Origin of the sequence: Bradyrhizobium sp. U531 (genome assembly GCF_051710265.1) — a bacterium.
Lineage (GTDB): Bacteria > Pseudomonadota > Alphaproteobacteria > Rhizobiales > Xanthobacteraceae > Bradyrhizobium.
Map to the genome: position 1 here is coordinate 452719 of NZ_JASVEN010000001.1, position 17786 is coordinate 470504.

Sequence of the window (17786 nt, forward strand, 5' to 3'; positions counted from 1 at the left end):
GCAACATAGGCATGGTGATTTCCGCGCGTTTGGCGTAAAGAGCGCCCAGATCAAATCGCCAGCGTGCGGCCGGGCCGATTGCCGCGCACGTCAGCCTCAGGCCTCTCGGCTCGCTGTTGCCGCGCCTGAATTAACCAAGGTTCTCCATCCCGTGTCTCTTCCGGCCCTCACCCCGCCGCTCGCCCGCGCTTTGGCCGAGCGGAACTATGATTCACTGACCCCCGTCCAGCTTGCCGTGCTCGCGCACGAAGCGACCAGCCGCGACCTCCTGGTGTCGGCCCAGACCGGCTCCGGCAAGACCGTCGCCTATGGGCTGGCGATCGCCAAAAACCTTCTTGATGATTCCGAGCGGTTCGGGCAGGCCGGTGCGCCGCTTGCTCTGATCGTGGCGCCGACCCGCGAGCTCGCGCTTCAGGTCCAGCGCGAATTGGCCTGGCTCTATGGGAATGCGGGCGGGCGGGTCGTCTCCTGCGTCGGCGGCATGGATCCGCGCCGCGAGCAGCGCGAGCTTGCCGCGGGCGCCCACATCGTCGTCGGCACGCCCGGTCGTCTCTGCGATCATTTGCGCCGCGGCCGTCTCGACATCTCCGAGCTCGCTGCCGTGGTGCTCGACGAGGCCGACGAGATGCTCAATCTCGGCTTTCGCGAGGACATGGAGTTCATCCTCGAGACCACGCCGGAGACGCGCCGCACCCTGATGTTCTCGGCGACGTTCCCGCGCGGAATCGTCGCGCTCGCCAGGCAATATCAACGCGATGCCTTCCGGATTGAGGTTGCCGGCGATGAAGGCGGTCACGCCGATATCGAATACCGCGCCATCCGCATCGCGCCCGCCGATGCCGAGCACGCCGTCGTCAACGTGCTGCGCTTCTACGAGGCGCCGAGCGCGCTGGTGTTTTGCAGCACGCGCGATCACGTCAGGCATTTGCAGGCGGCACTGTTGGAGCGCGGCTTTTCCGTCGTCGCGCTGTCGGGCGAATTGACGCAGAACGAGCGCACCATGGCATTGCAGTCGCTGCGCGACGGCCGCGCCCGCGTCTGCGTCGCGACCGACGTCGCCGCCCGCGGCATCGATCTGCCGAGCCTCGACCTCGTCATTCATGCCGACCTGCCCAATGACGCCGAGGTGATGCAGCATCGCTCGGGCCGCACCGGACGCGCCGGGCGAAAGGGGACGAGCGTCCTGCTGGTGCCGCCCGCGCGCCGGCGGCGCGCGGAGCTGCTGCTCAATCTCGCAGGGGTCGACGCAGCCTGGGGAATCGCGCCGCAGGCGGACGAGATCCGCAAGCTCGATCACGACCGCATGAAGGACGTGTTGTTCACCGAGGAGACGACGCCGGACGACCAGGCGCTGGCGCAGGCGCTGCTCGCCGAGCGGTCCGCCGAGGACATCGCCGCCGCGCTGGCGCGGCTTTATCGCGCACGTCTGCCGTCGCCTGAGGACATCATCGATCCCGGCGAGAGAACCTCCCGGCCGCGCGAGGAGCGGGGTCGCGACAGGTTCGAGGGCAGCGACGATCGCCCCGCCAAGCCGCGATCGAAGCCCGGAAAGGGATCGTCGAAACACGTCATGGCGGACGGCAGCGTCTGGTTCCGCGCCGCGATCGGACGGCGCAAGAATGCGGAGGCGCGCTGGCTGCTGCCGATGATCTGCCGCCGCGGCGGCATCGACAAGAACGACATCGGTGCCATCAAGATCCTGGACACCACCACCGAGTTCGAGATTTCCGAGCGGGTCGCGGAATCCTTCGCCGCCAAGGTCAAGCGTCCGGACAAGGAAGACAGCATCCGCATCGACCGGATGTCGGAGGCGCCGCAGCGACAAGAGGCCGCGGAAGAGCGCCCGCAGCCTCGGCGGGAAAGGGACGATCGCGAAAAGCGCGACGAGCGTCCGCGCGAGCCACGTGAATTCAAGCCAAACGAATTCAAGCCGCGCGAGTTCAAGCCACGCGAGTTTAAACCGCGTGAGTCCAAGCCGCACGGCAAACCTTCGGGAGAGCGCGGACCTCGTTTCGACGATGCTCCGTCCTTCGGAAAGAAAAAGAAGCATCGCGACAAGCAGGCGCGCGCGGAGCCGTCGGTCACGTCGTGGCCCGTGAAGGGAGCGCCGGGCAAGAAGCCGAAGAAGAAAAAGCAGCGCGGCTGAATCGCGGCCACTTAGCGCAGACGGCAATGATGCCGCCGGATTGCACCGGCGGCATCATCTGAAAGATCAGGGGTGCGTTCAGCGACCGCCGCCGCCGCCACCGCCACCACCTCCGCCGCCACCACCACCGCCGCCTCCGCCGCCGTCGCGCATCGACGAGCTGTAGCGCGGATCAGTCTGCTTCATGTAGATCGGCGACGTATCGTGGGTGAGGCGAACGACCACGCGGCGTGCGCGGCCCGGATTCTGCGTCTCGGCAATGATGCCGCAGCTTTCGAACAGGCCGAACTGGCAGCCGTCGGTTCGGTGTGGCGCCGCGTTGGCGCTGGTTGCGGCGAACGCGCTCGTCGCAACGCATGCAAGCAAAGCAACTTTCGACAATGTGAGCTTCATGGATATTCTCCAGCCTCGGTTTGGCGAGACCGGAACGGCTCGCACATCCGTTCGACGGAGCCTGTCCTGATCGGGTTCGAGGGGGCGGCTTCACGCCCGCGTGAGCCGGCCGGAGGGCCGGACGGACGTCACCCTGCGGCGAGATCGCGCAGCATGTAGGTTGCGCCCTCGCCATAGGACGCGAGCTTGGCACGCAATTCCGCGTCCGCCGCGACGGGCTTGAAGCCGAGACGCTGCCACATCGGCCGCGTGGCGTAGACCGAAACCAGTGCCAGCGTTGTGATGCCCGAGCCGCGCGCGAGCTGCTCGATCTCGGCGATATAGGCGCGAAGCACGCCGCCGCGAAACTCGGGCAATACAGCGACGTCGTGGACGTAGAGGCAGTCGGCATCGTCAGGCAATCGCGCCAGCAAGCCGTTGAGCGGCGGGATTCGCCGCTGCATCCAGGGATGCGAAAGGCCGTAGCCGGCGATCCCATCTTCCGCAATAAGCACGCGGCATCCATTGGGATAGAGCCGCATCTTCTCGGCGAACACCTCCAGGCTTTCGGGAAGGTCGGGATGAACCCGTGCGGCGATCGCGCTGATCGCGGGAAGGTCGGATGCGTGCGCGGGGCGCCAATGCGGCTTGCTCATGTGTCGTCGTTCCGTCTCGGTTGCCACAGTTTATTCCGCCGCGTCGCGGCGCGCAGCGAAAAATATCTTTGCCGCCGTTTTGGGAATACGAGGCGGCGCGCGGCGTCCTACCCCATGCAAGCCAATTGCATGACAGGAGATATCATGACGTCCTCGATCCGCCTCGCGCTGACGCTCGCACTCTCGCTCGCGATCGTTCCCGCAGCCTTCGCCGCGCCGCCGACCAAGACCGGCAAGACCGACAAGGGCAACGTGCTCACCGATGCCAAGGGCATGACGCTCTACACTTTCGACAAGGATGCCGACGGCAAGTCCGCCTGCAACGGTCCGTGCGCGACCAACTGGCCGGTGCTGAAGGCCGAGGCGAGCGATGCGGCCGGCGACGGCTACACCGTCATCGCCCGCGACGATGGCTCCAAGCAGTGGGCCTACAAGGGCAAGCCGCTCTACACCTTCGCCAAGGACCAGAAGCCCGGCGACATCACCGGCGACGGTTTTCTGAACGGCGCCTGGCATCTGGCGATGCCGTAACGGCGCATCGTGCGTCGGCTGTCGCAAGCGGCAGCCGGCGCACGCCTTTATCTCGGATATTCCAGCTGCATCGCGACGAAGTCGGCCGTGCGTGCTCCGTAGCGCGCATCGATGTCGCGCAGCGTCTGCTCCAGGGCACGCGCGGGCGGCAGTGCGATTGCGGCCGGCGGCGTCAGCTTCGCCGGCCAGTCCGCCGCGACCTGGTCGGGCAGGATGCGCAGGCCGCCGCGGCTGATCCGCGCCTCGGCCGTGGTTGCGAAGGTGAGCGCGCGCGAACGAGAGGTGCGCGACCACGCATCGGCGATCAGCGCAAGCGAGACCTCGTCGACATCAGGTGTCAGCTCAATGCCGAGCTGCTCGCGATTCCAGAACGCGAGCGTATTCGCGATCGCCGTCAGCGCGAAGGGACGCGTGAACCGGAACGCTTCGCTGCGATGACGCGCGTCCCATTGCGCAAGGCCGATCTCGCGCGCGACTGCGTCCGCCTTGGCGCGGCCGGCGATGGCCTCGATCAGGGTGAGGGCCATCGGCATGGAGGCGGTGATACCGGTCGTCGTGGCAACGCCGCGGTCGACCACGAGCCTGCGGTCGGCGACATAGCGGATCGCGGAATGCCGTTGCAGGTCGCGCACCGAATACCAGTGCGTGGTGGCCTGCCGGCCGTCGAGCAGTCCAGTGTTGGCCACGACCATGGCGCCGACGCAGACGCCGATGACGATCGCGCCCTTGCCGGCTTGGCTTCTGATCCACTGCTGCGCAGCCGCATCGTCTTCGCGGGTCATGGCGGGCACGATGACGTAATCGGCGCCGTCGGGATGGGCGGCATCGAACTCGGCGATGGTCGCGTGCGGCTGCACTTTCAGCGCGGGATAGAGCGCGACGGGCCCGGGCCGCGTCGCCAGAGTGAGGACGTCGGCGATGTCAGCGCGCGCGAGGATGCCGTAGGGCATCAAATAGTCGGTCGTCTCGGTCATGTCGTTGATGCCGACGATGGCGATCAGGGGACGCTTGCGTTTCGGCGGCTTCAGCGCCGCAAGCGTCGCCTCGCTCTCTTCTCTGGAGATCGCAGGCGCGGTTCCCTGCGCCGGTGCGCCCGGCAGCAGCAACAGCCATGTTGCGGCGATCGCCGCCAGCAGCGCCACGCAGCCGATGCCGCTCAACGCCAGAATGCGCCACGTCATGCTCGTCACCCTCGTTGCTTCGCGCGGGGCGGAAGCTAGCGGGTGGCAAGGGCATCAGAAATGACGCAGATCCGGCAAAAACGGCCATGCGCGCGCGTGTGGATTTGTCGCGTGCGGGTTCCTCGCGCGCGATGCGGCGCGTCGGGTGAAAGACTACCTCAGCCCTTCATACACCATCAGCCCGCGTGCGATCTGCAGTTTGCGGATCGCGCGAGGCAGCAGTTTCTCCGGCTGGTGCAGATAGCGCCAGGAGGTGAGGGTGAAGCTGCCGAGCGCGCTGCATTCGTCGTCGAACGGCGCGAGCACGCCGGTCACGCTCACCGGCGTGTGCGGGCGGGCGTTGAAGGGCAGCAGCAAGAGCTCAAGATGCGCCTTGCTGCCGTCCTCGCGCGTGGCGGTGATGCCGGCGATCGCACCCAGCGTCTCATCGGCGACCACGGTCGTGATCTCCTCGATCTCGCGGCGGCTGGAATCGTCGAACAGCGCCGTAAAACTCTGGTCCTTGAGATCGCAGCCCGCGAGCGCGCAGACGCGCGTGCCCGCGACGCGGAAGGGAAAGCCGAGATTGGGCTCGCAGGAGAGCACGAAGATGTCGCCGAGCAGACCGCGCACCGCGGCCGGATCGATGTCGGCCCTGTCAGGGGCTCGTGCAGCGCCGCGCTTCTTGTCCCAATACGCGAAGAACGCGCGGCTCGACGAATGTTTCATGTCTGAACGCTTACCCCGGGGGTGCGACCTCGGAGGGACAGACCTGTCCCGCTTCAGTGCACCCGCGATCCCTTGTGTTGTTGTGCAGGAGGGGATTTGCAGCGTCCATGCCGCAGCGGCGTTTTCGCCTTCCTTAAGGCCGCCTTTGCGTCGTTAACGTTAAGTTAACTATGCGCTTTGCCCCGCGCGCCGCGCTGCTATGGTGGTCGCAGTTTCAGAGCCCGCCGCTTTCTCCAGGTTCTCGGCGGGGTCTGTACACAGGGCGTCAAACAGTTTGGCCACGGGCCGGGGAGGGGTGGGGATACACCTTCTTTCCCTGAGGCGCGGAAAGGCCGACACGGACAGGCAGGGCTTTCCCAGGGCCCTGCCTTTTCCTTTTGTGCACTTGCACTTGCGCAGGGGCGGCAAAGGCGACTATCTGCAAGGGGATCGCTCCGATCGCGCCTGAAAGCGAAGCTGCCTTGGATTCCCCGCCGCACGATTCGTCGCACGATGCTCAGCCGGACCTGCCGGCCGGACCTGAGGAGGCCCCGCGCGAGCCGATCCTGACGCTGCCGGCGGCGCTCACCGCCTATGTCCTCCTCTTGGCGGTGATCCATCTGCGGGTGCTGCTGCCGCCGGAGCTGGAGAACTGGACCATCGACGTCTTCGGCTTCATCCCCAAGCGCTACGATTCCTCGCTGCTCAATCTCGAGATCCCCGGCGGCGCCGGCGCGAAGGTCTGGAGCTTCGTCACCTATTCGCTGCTGCACGCCAATCTGACCCATCTCGGCTTCAACGTGCTCTGGCTGCTGCCGTTCGGCAGCGCGCTGGCGCGGCGCTTCGGCGCGATCAGGTTCTTCCTGTTCCTGGCGGTGACGGCGGCGGCCGGCGCGCTCGCCCATCTCATCACCCACGAGCATGCGGTGGCGCCGATGATCGGCGCCTCGGCCTCGGTGTCGGGCGCGATGGCGGCGGCGATCCGCTTCGCCTTCGTCCGCGGCAGCTTCCTGTCGTTCAACCGTTCGGACGCCGATACCGCGGCACGGGTTCCGGCGCTGCCGCTGTCGCGCGCGCTGCGCGACGGGCGCGTGGTCGGCTTCCTCGCCGTGTGGTTCGGCGTCAACATCATCTTCGGCGTCGGCGCGATCGGCATCGATGCCGAAACCACCAGCGTTGCCTGGCAGGCGCATATCGGCGGCTTCTTCGCCGGCCTGTTGCTGTTCACGCTGTTCGATCCGGTGCCGCGCGTGCGAAGCGATGCTGCGGATGCGTCATCACAGGACGTTTCAGACGGTATTTGAAGCGGCGCTTGCGGCGCAGCCCGAATTCATCCATCATTTGCGTGAAGAATGTTCCGAAGCGACAAGCCCATAGAGGCTGCGCTTCGCAAAGCGCACGCGCGTGAAACCGGCGCTGAAACTGTTAGTTGAAGACTCGAAGAACAAGTCCGGACCCGCCCGAAGGCGGACGGATCCGATTCAGGGAGGCGACAATGACGGTACGTTCCATTCTCAATACCAAGGGCCACCAGATCATGAGCGTCGAGCCCGATGCCAAGCTGGCTACCGCGGTCAAACTGCTCGGCGAGAAGAAGATCGGCGCGGTGCTGGTGATGAGCCAGAGCCGGCTGGAAGGCATCCTGTCGGAACGCGACATCGTGCGCGTGCTCGGCGAACGCGGCGCCAGCGTGATGGACGAGCCGGTGTCTCAGGTCATGACCCGCAAGGTCGTCACCTGCAAGGAGACCGACACGGTCGCCGAGCTCATGGAGATGATGACGTCAGGCAAGTTTCGGCATCTCCCCGTGATCGACAGCGGCAAGGTGGTCGGCCTGATCTCGATCGGCGACATCGTCAAGCGCCGGGTCCAGGAATACGAGAACGAGCAGGAAGCCCTGCGCGACTACATCAAGACGGCCTGATCAGGCCTGCTCGTCCGCGTTGCTCGTTTCCTTGGGCGCGTGGCCCGCGGGCGCCGGCGCCAGCACCTCGATCGCCTCCTGGATCGACTCCAGCGCGCGCTCGGCGGCACGCGCGCCGTGGGCGATCAGGTCCTCGGAGCGATGGAAGTCGAACCAGCCGAACTGGCCGACCCGTGGCGAGATCAACAGATCCGGGGGATCGCCGGCGAGGCGGGCGCGGGTGATGCGGTCCTGCATGATGTTGAAGGCATCGACCATTACCGAGGAGATGCCCGGGCGCCCGGCGCTGCCGAAGAACTCGCGCTTCATGGTCTTCTCGGGCGAGAACAGGCGCGGGAAGCGCCGCTTGGCGGTCGTCTCCTCCGGCTCGGCTGCAACCTGCGCGGGCATCGCGCCGTGCGAATAGATCGTCGTGGAATGGGTGAAGATGTCGCTGGAAAGATTTGCAGCGATGACGATTTCGGCGCCGAGCGCACGCGCCGCCGAGACCGGCACGGGATTGACCAGGGCGCCGTCGACCAGCCAGCGATCGCCGATCAGCATGGGCTGGAAGATGCCGGGCAGGGCGTAGGAGGCGCGCATCGCATCGACCACGCGGCCATGTGTCAGCCAGATCTCGTGACCGGTCCTGACTTCGGTCGCGACGCTCGCGAACTTCACCGGCAGATCCTCGATCAGGGTCTGCCCGACTGCGTCCTCGAGGCGGCTTGCCAGCTTCTCGCCGCCGAGCAGGCCGGAGCCGTTGAGGCGGATGTCGAGATAGCCGAGGATGTTGCGCACGCCTTGCAGGCTGCGCCCCCACTCCTCGAACGTCTCGAGCCGGCCGGCCGCATGCAGGCCACCGACCACGGCGCCGATGGACGTGCCGACCACGACGTCGGGCACGATTCCGTTGGCGATCAGGGTCCGGAGGATACCGATATGGGCGAAGCCGCGCGCCGCGCCGCCGCCGAGGGCGAGGCCGATGACGGGACGGCGGGTGGGGCCAAGGCCAATCTTGTCGCCGTTCGAACCGTTTGCGCCGCGCCCCTTCAAGATGTCCAGCACCGAAACTCTCCTACGCCGAGGCCAAAGCCAAAACCAAGGCAAGCCAAAGCCCGTATCGTCAGACTAGGCACCGCACCCGCACTCCGCCATCCCGGGCGCGAAGCATGGTTTATGCCGCTTTGGAGAGGGCACCGGGCAGGAGTATGGCGAGGAGCGATTGCCTCCGGACTAATCACGCAGGCGTCAACCGGGTTCCATCAATCCGGGGAGGCCCGTATTTGATGGGGTTTCAGAGGCTTGAATTTGCCGCGTTTTCGGTGAAAAGCAGGGAGTATGACACGCGGGGGTGACGGCATCATCGGATGGCGGCGCAGCGGCAGGCTGCTGCCGGCGCTAATCCTTGCTGCGTGCCTCGTTACCTCCGGCCAAAATGCTGCGCAGGCGCAGCTTTTCTCCGACCGTCCGCCGCCGGTGCCGCCGGCTTCGGTACCCGATCCCGGCGGGGCCGTCAGCCTGGCGCCGCCCGGTGGCCCTGGCGCCGGCCCGCCCAGCCTGCCGCCGACCCTGATGCAGCCGGCCACCCCCAGCATGCCGCCGCCCGCGGTCTCGACCGTGCCACCGGCCGCGCCGCTCAATGCGGCCGTGCCCGGGCAGGGCGTGCTGTCGCTGACCGCCAAATACGGCAAGGACACGCCGGCGATCACCAGCGGCCTGGTCTGGCGCGTGTTTGCCGACCGTCCCGACGAGAACGGCACCTTCAAGCTGATCCGCGAGGACCGCAACGCCACGCCGAACATCGTGCTGCCGCCCGGCAATTACGTCGTGCACGTTGCCTTTGGTCTCGTCAGCGCGGTGCGCACCGTCAGCCTGAAGGCCGAGACCGACCGCGAATCCTTCGTGCTGCCGGCCGGCGGCCTGCGCATCGAAGGCCGGGTCGGCACCAGCCGCATTCCGCAGAACCAGATCTCGTTCGCGATCTACAAGGGCAGCCAGTTCGAATCCGGCGAGCGCGCCTCGCTGGTGCCGAACGTCGCCGCCGGCGACGTCGTGCTGATCCCGGAAGGCACCTATTACATCATCTCCAACTACGGCGATGCCAACTCGGTGGTGCGCTCGGATATCCGCGTCCAGGCCGGCAAGCTCACCGACGTCACCATCACCCACCGCGCCGCGGTGATCACGCTCAAGCTGGTCAGCGACAGGGGTGGCGAGGCGCTCGCCAACACCGCCTGGTCGGTGCTGACGCCGGGCGGCGACGTCATCAAGGAATCGATCGGCGCCTTCCCGCGCGTCGTGCTCTCCGAAGGCGAATACCGCGCCATCGCCAAGAACGAGGGCAAGGTCTACGAGCGCGGCTTCAACGTCGTGAACGGCGTCGACGGCGAAGTGGAAGTGGTCGCACGCTAGCGCCGCGCTGTGTCGTCCTTTCGGTTAGCGACCTCACCAGAAATCGTGTCCCGGACGCGGTGCGGCATGAAATGCCGCTCCGCAGAGCCGGAACCCATCTGTCGGATCGGTTATTAGTCGGGCTCCGGCTTTGCAGCGCACCACTGAAGAAGCGCTGCGCTGCGTCCGCGGCACGAGCGCGTGGTTTTCGGCGCTGCCGTCTCCGCGCAAGGCGCTCGCGCCGCAACATCGTACCGCGCTTCTCATTCAGTGCACGAAAAGCCGGAGTAACTCAGGCACAGCGCACTGACCTGTATGTTGGTCAAAGCAAGTGTGCAGTTCGACCCTTTCCCGGACATCTCAGCCCATGTGTCGGCCTCTGACGTCGGCATGAAAGTTCCGGTGAGTGGTTGCTTACCCCGCTTGCGCCCCTGTGTACCGATTTGAATACCTCGGTAAGGCTGCGCCGGAAGTCGATAAACACCGGGCCCATCGGCTTATTCCGAGGCATCGCGCGTTCATCACAGTCCGGTGCAAGATACCTATTTCCGATCATCAATTTTATTCTCTTTACGTGCTGCTGCGATATATGTCGGGCATCCGTCAATCGGGGGAGGCCGGAGCAGACCGACGTGTCTGCGAGACCGGCAGGAGCAGGGGACCAGCTCGTCGGCATGTTCGAAGTGATCCTCACCAGGCGCAAGCGGTTCGGCTGGCGATGGCAGGTGTGCGACCAGTCCGGCAAGATCTTTGCCGATGGCTTCGAGCGCACCCGGCCGTCCGCCAAGTACCATGGCGAGCGCGCGCTGTTCTTCCTGTTGTCGCAGGCCTACCATCTGGGCAACCGCTCCGCGGCGGCCAGCAAGGACTAGGCAGAGCTTCGTAGCTTCGTAGCCCGGGTGAGCGCAGCGATACCCGGGGCCTCACGATCCCGGATGTCGCTGCGCTCATCCGGGCTACCAAGTCACGGCTACCAGATCAGACGTCGACGACCAGCTTGCCCTTGGCGGCGTGATCCCTGATCAGCGCATAGGCCTCGCCAACAGTCTCCAGCGTGAAACGCCTGTTATCGACGAGCGGCACCAGCTTGCCGGCTTCGACGAGGCGCGTCGCCTCCGCCATGATCTCCCCATGATGCGCGCGGCCTTCGCCCGACAGCAGCGGCAGCAGCGTGAACACGCCGGAATAGCTGGCGGCGCGGAACGACAGCGGGGCGAGCGCGTGCGTCCCCCAGCCGAGTGCGCTCACCACATGGCCGAAGCGGCGCACGGCCTGAAACGAAGCGTCCAGCACCTTGCCGCCGACGGTGTCGTAGACGATGTCGAAGCCGCGGCCGCCAGTATGCTGCGCAACGTAGGCATCGACCGGGGTGTCGCGGTCGACGAACACTGCGCCAAAACCTTCGATGGTGGCGCGCTGCGACGCCGAGCCCGTGGCGAACACCTCCGCGTCGAAGGCGCGCGCGATCTGGATCGCGACGTGACCGACGCCGCCGGCGCCGCCATGGATCAGTACCTTCTGGTTCGCCTTCAGGCCCGCGCGGTCGATCAGGCCTTCCCAGGCCGTGATGACGATCAGCGGCAGCGCGGCAGCTTCCCGCATGCTGAGATTTGTCGGCTTCAATGCGAGGAGATCGGCATCGACCGCGGCGAACTCGGCCAGCGATCCCGGCACGCCGCCGACACCGCCGGTCATGCCGTAAACCTCGTCGCCGGCCTTGAACCGCGTCACTTCGCGCCCGGTGCGTTCGACGATCCCCGCAAGATCGATCCCGGGGATCGCCGGCAGCGGGTGTCGCGCATGCGCGGCCGTCCCGGCATGAATCTTGGTGTCGAGCGGATTGACCCCGCTCGCCCGCACCCGCACCAGCACCTCGCGCGGACCGATCTCGGGTCGGGAAATGGTCGAGACGCGCAGGGGAGCGTTGTGAGCCTCCAGCACGCCAGCGCGCATCGTCGATTGTGTCGTCATCACCGTTCTTGCTCCGTTGTCGGCTCCCAATATGCCCATGAAATTTTGCATGAAAACCAACAAATATGTACGATCATCATACATATTTGCATGAGGCGATTTCGATGGAGTGGAGCGACCTGCGCATCTTCCTGGCGATTGCTCGCGAAGGCACCCTCGGCGCCGCGGCGCGCAAGATCGGCCAGACCCAGCCGACGATGGGGCGGCGGCTTCGCGCGCTCGAGACGTCGTTGGGGCAGACGCTGTTCCAGCGCACCGTGGACGGCTTCGTGCTGACCGACGAGGGCACCGCCGTGCTGCGTCACGCCGAGCGGATCGAGGACGAGGCCCTCGCGCTCGAGCGTCAAATGTCCGGGGCGAAGAATGAGCTCGATGGGCTGCTGCGCCTATCGTCGTCGGACTGGTTCGGCGCAGTGATGCTGTCGCCCGTGATCGCCGCGTTCGGCAAGCGTCACCCCGCCGTGACCGTCGAGCTTCTGACCGATGCCCGACTCTACAGCCTGCCGCGCCGCGAGGCCGATCTCGTCTTCCGCATCAAGCCGTTCAGCGAGCCCGAGGTGATCTCGCGAAAGCTGCTGCACATTCCCTACGCGCTCTACGGCAAGAAGGGCAGCAAGCCGCCGCGCGCCGGCGAGGGCCGCGGCGCGCGCCTCGTGACCATGAACGCGGAGTTCGCCGACATGCCGGATGCGGTCTGGCTGAAACGCATGCTGCCGCATGCGGAGGTCGCCTCGCGCAGCAACAACAGGCAGGTGCAGGCCGAGCTGTGCGCGCGCGGCGGCGGCTTCGCCGTGCTGCCGCGCCCGCTCGGCGACAGCGACCGCCGTCTGGTCGCGCTCGACATCGGCACGCCGCCGCCCGGCCGCGATACCTATCTCGGCTATCACCGCGATATGAAACGCCTCGCGCGTCTGCGTGCGCTGCTGGATCTGGTGATCGAGAGGTTGGCGGGCTGAGTCCGTAGGCGAGCACGATGCCGTAGGATGGGTAGAGCGAAGCGAAACCCATCACTATTCGGGCGTGTGATGATGGGTTTCGCTTCGCTCTACCCATCCTACGCACTGCGATGAAGATGCAAATTGAATGCTCGAGGCGCTCGCCCCACACTCCGTCATTGCGAGGAGCCGTTGCGACGAAGCAATCCAGAGTCTTTCCGCGGAAAGATCCTGGATTGCTTCGCTGCGCTCGCAATGACGGTGTTGAGATAGTGCGCGTTCAAACGATGGTGTCGTGCCCCGGACGCAGCGCAGCGCTTCTTCAGCGGTGCGCTGCAGAGCCGGGGCCCATGCACCAGCGCGTGCTGCGGCCTGCTGGGTCCCGGCTCTGCGCAGCAACGCGAAGAGCGTTGCAGCGCGTCCGGGACACGAGAGACACGCGCGCATCGCCTTCGCACCACCGTCATAGTCTCTAAAACGCACTAACCAACACCTGACTTAAAACTGTCATAATCGCCGAATGGAACCCGCGCCTGCGTCGTTTTTACACGTCGTTAAGTGCGCCTGCATTGGATGCGCCGTGAAAGTGCGTTGGGGACTGCCATGATTGCCGCGAAGAAGATGCCGGGAAAACCGGCCGCCGAAATGTTCGACGACATCCCGGTGCTTCAGCGCAAATGGCGGGCCGCGTTGAAGCCGGGCGACCGGTTGCCGCGCTACGAGGACGTCATGCTCGGCAGTCTCGGACGGCTGGCTGATCACATCGCGTTGCTGCGGAACGACGGCAGGCTCGAACTGTCGCGCAGTGGCCGGTACGTGCAGAAATGGCTCGGCGAGGAGCGCTGGGACATTCCGGTCGCGCAGCTGTCGCCCGATTGCGCCACGGCGCTGACGGAAGCCGCACACATCGCGCTGGCGACGGGACAGCCGCATCACGCCAGCGCGCATTGCGTGCGCGACGGCATGGTCAGGACCTATGACTTGCTGGCGCTGCCGACCGCCTCGCGCTGGGGCGCCACGCTGGTCGGTGCCTATATCAACGAGCGGGGCACGCAATATAATCTGCTGGATGCGATCTTCGCGGCGACCGACGATGCGGTGATCTCGCTTGCAACGCTGCGCGATGCCGGTGGCAAGCCGTTCGATCTCCAGATCGTGCACCACAACAACAGCGCAGGCGCGCTGCTGGATGCCGCGAATGGCAACCTGTTGTGGCGGCGGATCGGCGAGGGGACCACGTTGCTGGCCTTGCCCGGGATCATGGATTTCCTGCTCAGGACCGTCGCGGGCGGCCGCGGCGAGCAGCTCGAGATCGAGCACGAGGGCCGGCACCTCCGCCTCGGCGCCACCGCTTTCGCCGACGTGGTGTCGCTGACGATTTCCGACGTCACCGCCCTGAAGCGGCGCGACGCCTCGTTCCGCCTGCTGTTCGACAACAACCCCATGCCGATGTGGGTGTTCGACGCCGAGAGCAAGGAATTCCTTGGCGTCAACGACGCTGCCGTCCAGCATTACGGCTACAGCCGCGCCACCTTCCTGCGCATGAAGCTGCACGAGATCTGGCCCGAGGACGAGTGGGACAGCCATGCCGAGGCGCTCGAGCGGCTCGGCGACGCCTATCATTCCTCGCGCAACTGGCGGCATTTGCGCGCCGACGGCAGCGAGATCGAGGTGCTGACCTTCGGTCGCCGCGTCGCCTTCGACGATCGCGACGGCTATCTGGTCGCCGTGGTCGACATCACCGAGCGGCGCAAGGCCGAGGCGCGCATCGCGCACATGGCCCACCATGACGGCCTCACCGACCTGCCGAACCGCGAATATTTCCAGGAGCGCCTGAAGCAGGCGCTGGAGCAGGCCGGGGACAAGCGCGTCGGCGTGCTCTATATCGACCTCGACCTGTTCAAGAACATCAACGATTCCTTCGGCCATCCGGTCGGCGACCGCCTGCTCAAGGACGTCGCCGGACGCCTGACCAATGCGGTCCGCGGCGCCAATCTCGCGGCCCGGCTCGGCGGCGACGAGTTCGCGGTGATCCTGGCCGCTGACGTCTCGCCGAACGAGGCCAGCGCCTGCGCTAGCCTGCTGATCGACATGCTGAAGGCGCCCTACGACATCGACGGCCAGGAGATGGTGATCGGCGCCAGCATCGGCATCGCGCTGTCGCCCGGCGACGGCGTGACGTCGGAAGAGCTGATGCGCAATGCCGACATGGCGCTGTACCGGGCGAAGTCGGACGGCGGCGGCGTGCATCATTTCTTCGAGCGCGAGATGGACCTGCAGGCGCAGAAGCGCCGCGACATGGAGCTCGACCTGCGCCGCGCCTTCGCCAATGGCGAGTTCGAGCTGCACTACCAGCCGCTGGTGTCGATCGCCTCCGACCGTATCTCCGGCTTCGAGTCGCTGCTGCGCTGGCGCCATCCGGACAAGGGCATGATCTCGCCGGCGGAGTTCATTCCCGTCGCCGAGGACATCGGCCTCATCACGCAGTTGGGCGAATGGGTGCTGCGCGAGGCCTGTGCCGAAGCGGTGAAATGGCCCGCCGATGTCAAGGTCGCGGTCAATCTGTCGCCAGCGCAATTCCGCAGCCGCAACCTGGTTCAAATCGTGATCTCGGCGCTGGCGCAGTCCGGCCTGTCGCCGCGGCGGCTCGAGCTCGAGATCACCGAGTCGATCTTCCTCGCCGAGACCGACGCCAATCTTGCGATCCTGCACCAGTTGCGCGAGCTGGGCGTCAGCATCTCCATGGACGATTTCGGCACCGGCTATTCCAGCCTGAGCTATTTGCGCAGCTTCCCGTTCGACAAGATCAAGATCGACCGATCATTCGTCAAGGATCTGGCGGAGCGGCCCGATTGCGGCGCGATCGTGCGTGCGATCTCCGGGCTGGGCCGCAGCCTCAACATCACCACGACCGCCGAAGGTGTCGAGACCGAGGATCAGCTCGACTGGCTGCGCGCCGAGGGCTGCAACGAGGTGCAGGGCTTTCTGTTCAGCGCGGCGCGGCCGGCGGCCGAGATCGCAAAGCTGCTCGCCGATTTCGGCCAGCGCGCCTCACGGGCGGCGTAAGCCCTCGGGAAAGCTGTCATAGACCAGCGCCTTGAAGGCGGGCGTGATGCGGCTGCGCTCGTTCTGGGTCTGCTGCATCATGAGGTAGACCATGTCGAGCTTGGGATCGACGCCGAAATAGGTGCCGCTGCCCGAGTCCCATTTCAATTCGCCGAGCGAGCCCGGCGGCGGCGGCTTCGCGTTGCCGGGATCGGTCCGCACCGCAAGGCCGTAGCCATAACCGAAGCCGTCGCCCGGGAAATAGAAATAGTCGCGGCCGACGCCGGAGCCGGGCCCGATATGATCGGTCGTCATCGCCTTGAAGGCGGCGGGGCTCAGATAGCGTTTGCCGTCGAACTCGCCGCCGTTGAGCAGCATCTGCGAGAAGCGCTGATAGTCGGTGATGGTCGAGAGCAGGCCGCCGCCGCCGGACTGCCATTCCGGATGGTCGAGGCGCTCGCGCTCGGCGGCGAGCAGGATGAAATCGTTCGGCAGCGGCCGCGCCATCCGCGCCAGCTCGTCCTCGGTCGCCAGCGCGAATTTGGTGCTGGTCATGCCGAGCGGATCGAAGATGCGGGCTTTCAGGAATTCGTACAGCGTCTGGCCCGAGATGATCTCGATGACGGCGCCGAGTACGTCGGTGGAATGGCCGTAGCGCCAGAGCGTTCCCGGCTGCCGCGCCAGCGGCAGCTTTGCGATGCGGTCGGCGAATTCGCGGTTGTTGAAACCGCCTTCGAAGATGTTGGCGGCCTTGTAGGCCTGCTCGACCCATTTGCCGCCGATATAGTCGTAGCTGATGCCCGAGGTGTGCCGCAGCAGGTCCTCGATGTTGACGGGGCGGACCGGCGGCACGAGGTCGAGCTCTAGCTTGCCGTCGGGCAGGGTGACCTCGAGGCCGACCTTGGTGTCGTTGAACAGCGGAACGTATTTCGACACGGGGTCGGTCAGCGCGAGCTTGCCCTCGTCGATCAGCATCATCGCGCCGAGGCACGTGATCGGCTTGGTCATCGAGTGGATGGCGAAGATCGTGTCGGGCGTCATCGCAAGGCCCGTCCTTGTGTCGCGCACGCCGAAGGTCTTGAGATAGACCGGCTTGCCGTGCTGCTGCACCAGGATCACGGCGCCCGGCAGGCGACCGCTTCCGACCTCGTCGTTGAAATAGGCCGTGATGCGGTCGAGGCCGTCCGGCGACGGGGCGGGGATGTCCGCGGCCCGGCCTCGCGCCATCGAACCGGCGAGCATTGCGGCCCCGACCAGGAATTCACGCCGTCTCATCCGCAGCTTCCTCCACGGCGGGATCAAAGCCGCAAGATGCGGAAGGCGTCAACACGCCTTCGATTAAAAACGCGTCACGATTTCCGAAAGGAACGGCCGCGGACGGTCTTCGCTCGGCTTGGTCGGCGTGCCCACATGTATGAAGCCGGCGAGCTTTTCGTCCGGCTTGAGGCCGAGCCCGTCGAGCACGTCGCGGTCGAACGAGAACCAGCCGGTCAGCCAGCAGGCGCCGTAGCCGAGCGCGGTGGCAGCCGTGACGATGTTCATGGCGCTGGCGCCCGCCGACAATTCCTGCTCGAACGCCGGCACCTTCGGATGCGGCTTGGTGAAGCTGACGATGCCGATCACGAGAGGCGCATCCATCAGGCGCTTGCGCTCGGTCTCGACGTCGGCGGCGGGAGCGCCGGGATTCTTCCGGGCGAACACCTTGGCGATCACCTCGCCGGCACGCGCGCGGGCATCGCCCTCGAAAATGATGAAGCGCCACGGCGCGAGCTTGCCGTGATCGGGCACGCGCGCGCCGATGGTGAGGATGGTCTCGAGCTCGGCCGCCGAAGGGCCGGGGCCGGTCATCTCGCGCGGCTTGACCGAGCGTCGGGTCTTCAGGAGTTCGATGGCATCGGGCACTGCGATATCCTCTTCAAATGGTCTGCGGGCGTGCCATGCCCAGATAAGCATGCACGCCCGCAA

At 66.1% G+C, this 17786-nt stretch carries 16 protein-coding genes; 8 read left to right on the forward strand and 8 right to left on the reverse strand.

Features of this window, described 5'->3' with window-relative positions; translation table 11 throughout:
• The first annotated feature begins 151 nt into the window (after positions 1–151).
• A complete protein-coding gene (locus QRQ56_RS02235) occupies positions 152–2146 on the forward strand; it encodes a DEAD/DEAH box helicase (RefSeq protein ID WP_438737347.1) in 1995 nt (664 codons plus the stop codon).
• A 78-nt stretch (positions 2147–2224) separates the two neighbouring features.
• On the opposite strand, the gene QRQ56_RS02240 is transcribed toward QRQ56_RS02235, so the two are convergent.
• Together QRQ56_RS02240 and QRQ56_RS02245 are read right to left on the reverse strand one after the other, a co-directional pair.
• Positions 2225–2539, reverse strand: a complete 315-nt coding sequence (locus QRQ56_RS02240; protein ID WP_438737349.1) for a hypothetical protein — start codon at positions 2537–2539, stop codon at positions 2225–2227.
• Positions 2540–2667: 128 nt separating this feature from the next.
• Positions 2668–3174, reverse strand: coding sequence for a GNAT family N-acetyltransferase (locus tag QRQ56_RS02245; RefSeq protein ID WP_438737350.1), 507 nt, complete (start codon positions 3172–3174; stop codon positions 2668–2670).
• 144 nt (positions 3175–3318) lie between these two features.
• Between QRQ56_RS02245 and QRQ56_RS02250 the strand changes: the two genes are divergently transcribed.
• The gene (locus tag QRQ56_RS02250) at positions 3319–3705 is read left to right on the forward strand and encodes a COG4315 family predicted lipoprotein (RefSeq protein WP_438737352.1); all 387 of its coding nucleotides are present in this window, start codon (positions 3319–3321) and stop codon (positions 3703–3705) included.
• 47 nt (positions 3706–3752) lie between these two features.
• Here QRQ56_RS02250 and QRQ56_RS02255 read toward each other — a convergent pair whose 3' ends face one another.
• Positions 3753–4886 carry a DJ-1/PfpI family protein gene (locus QRQ56_RS02255; protein WP_438737354.1) on the reverse strand — a complete coding sequence of 378 codons (1134 nt, stop codon included), beginning with the start codon at positions 4884–4886 and terminating at the stop codon, positions 3753–3755.
• A gap of 153 nt (positions 4887–5039) precedes the next feature.
• A complete protein-coding gene (locus QRQ56_RS02260) occupies positions 5040–5594 on the reverse strand; it encodes a PAS domain-containing protein (RefSeq protein WP_438737356.1) in 555 nt (184 codons plus the stop codon).
• A 461-nt stretch (positions 5595–6055) separates the two neighbouring features.
• Between QRQ56_RS02260 and QRQ56_RS02265 the strand changes: the two genes are divergently transcribed.
• A complete protein-coding gene (locus QRQ56_RS02265) occupies positions 6056–6877 on the forward strand; it encodes a rhomboid family intramembrane serine protease (protein ID WP_438737358.1) in 822 nt (273 codons plus the stop codon).
• 191 nt (positions 6878–7068) lie between these two features.
• Positions 7069–7497, forward strand: a complete 429-nt coding sequence (locus tag QRQ56_RS02270; protein ID WP_438737360.1) for a CBS domain-containing protein — start codon at positions 7069–7071, stop codon at positions 7495–7497.
• Here QRQ56_RS02270 and QRQ56_RS02275 read toward each other — a convergent pair whose 3' ends face one another.
• Entirely contained in the window at positions 7498–8544 is a 1047-nt protein-coding gene (locus QRQ56_RS02275) for a patatin-like phospholipase family protein (protein WP_438737362.1), read from the reverse strand.
• A gap of 273 nt (positions 8545–8817) precedes the next feature.
• On the opposite strand from QRQ56_RS02275, the gene QRQ56_RS02280 reads away from it, so the two are divergent.
• Together QRQ56_RS02280 and QRQ56_RS02285 are read left to right on the forward strand one after the other, a co-directional pair.
• Positions 8818–9891, forward strand: a complete 1074-nt coding sequence (locus QRQ56_RS02280; protein WP_438737363.1) for a hypothetical protein — start codon at positions 8818–8820, stop codon at positions 9889–9891.
• 611 nt (positions 9892–10502) lie between these two features.
• Positions 10503–10742: a hypothetical protein gene (locus QRQ56_RS02285; RefSeq protein ID WP_438737365.1), complete on the forward strand. Its 240-nt coding sequence runs from the start codon at positions 10503–10505 to the stop codon at positions 10740–10742.
• A 106-nt stretch (positions 10743–10848) separates the two neighbouring features.
• Here the strand turns inward: QRQ56_RS02285 and QRQ56_RS02290 are convergent, their stop codons facing one another.
• Positions 10849–11841 (reverse strand): zinc-dependent alcohol dehydrogenase family protein, encoded by a 993-nt coding sequence (locus tag QRQ56_RS02290; RefSeq protein ID WP_438737367.1) that lies wholly within the window; start codon positions 11839–11841, stop codon positions 10849–10851.
• Between the two features lie 104 nt (positions 11842–11945).
• Here QRQ56_RS02290 and QRQ56_RS02295 point away from each other — a divergent pair, with 104 nt between their 5' ends.
• Together QRQ56_RS02295 and QRQ56_RS02300 are read left to right on the forward strand one after the other, a co-directional pair.
• Positions 11946–12797 carry a LysR family transcriptional regulator gene (locus QRQ56_RS02295; RefSeq protein WP_438737368.1) on the forward strand — a complete coding sequence of 284 codons (852 nt, stop codon included), beginning with the start codon at positions 11946–11948 and terminating at the stop codon, positions 12795–12797.
• 582 nt (positions 12798–13379) lie between these two features.
• Entirely contained in the window at positions 13380–15842 is a 2463-nt protein-coding gene (locus tag QRQ56_RS02300; RefSeq protein ID WP_438737370.1) for a putative bifunctional diguanylate cyclase/phosphodiesterase, read from the forward strand.
• Here QRQ56_RS02300 and QRQ56_RS02305 read toward each other — a convergent pair.
• Both QRQ56_RS02305 and QRQ56_RS02310 read right to left on the reverse strand, forming a co-directional pair.
• Positions 15828–17096 carry a serine hydrolase domain-containing protein gene (locus QRQ56_RS02305; RefSeq protein ID WP_438737372.1) on the reverse strand — a complete coding sequence of 423 codons (1269 nt, stop codon included), beginning with the start codon at positions 17094–17096 and terminating at the stop codon, positions 15828–15830. The genes QRQ56_RS02300 and QRQ56_RS02305 overlap by 15 nt on opposite strands.
• Positions 17097–17159: 63 nt before the next feature.
• Positions 17160–17723, reverse strand: coding sequence for a nitroreductase family protein (locus tag QRQ56_RS02310; RefSeq protein WP_198963839.1), 564 nt, complete (start codon positions 17721–17723; stop codon positions 17160–17162).
• Between the last annotated feature and the right edge of the window lie 63 nt (positions 17724–17786).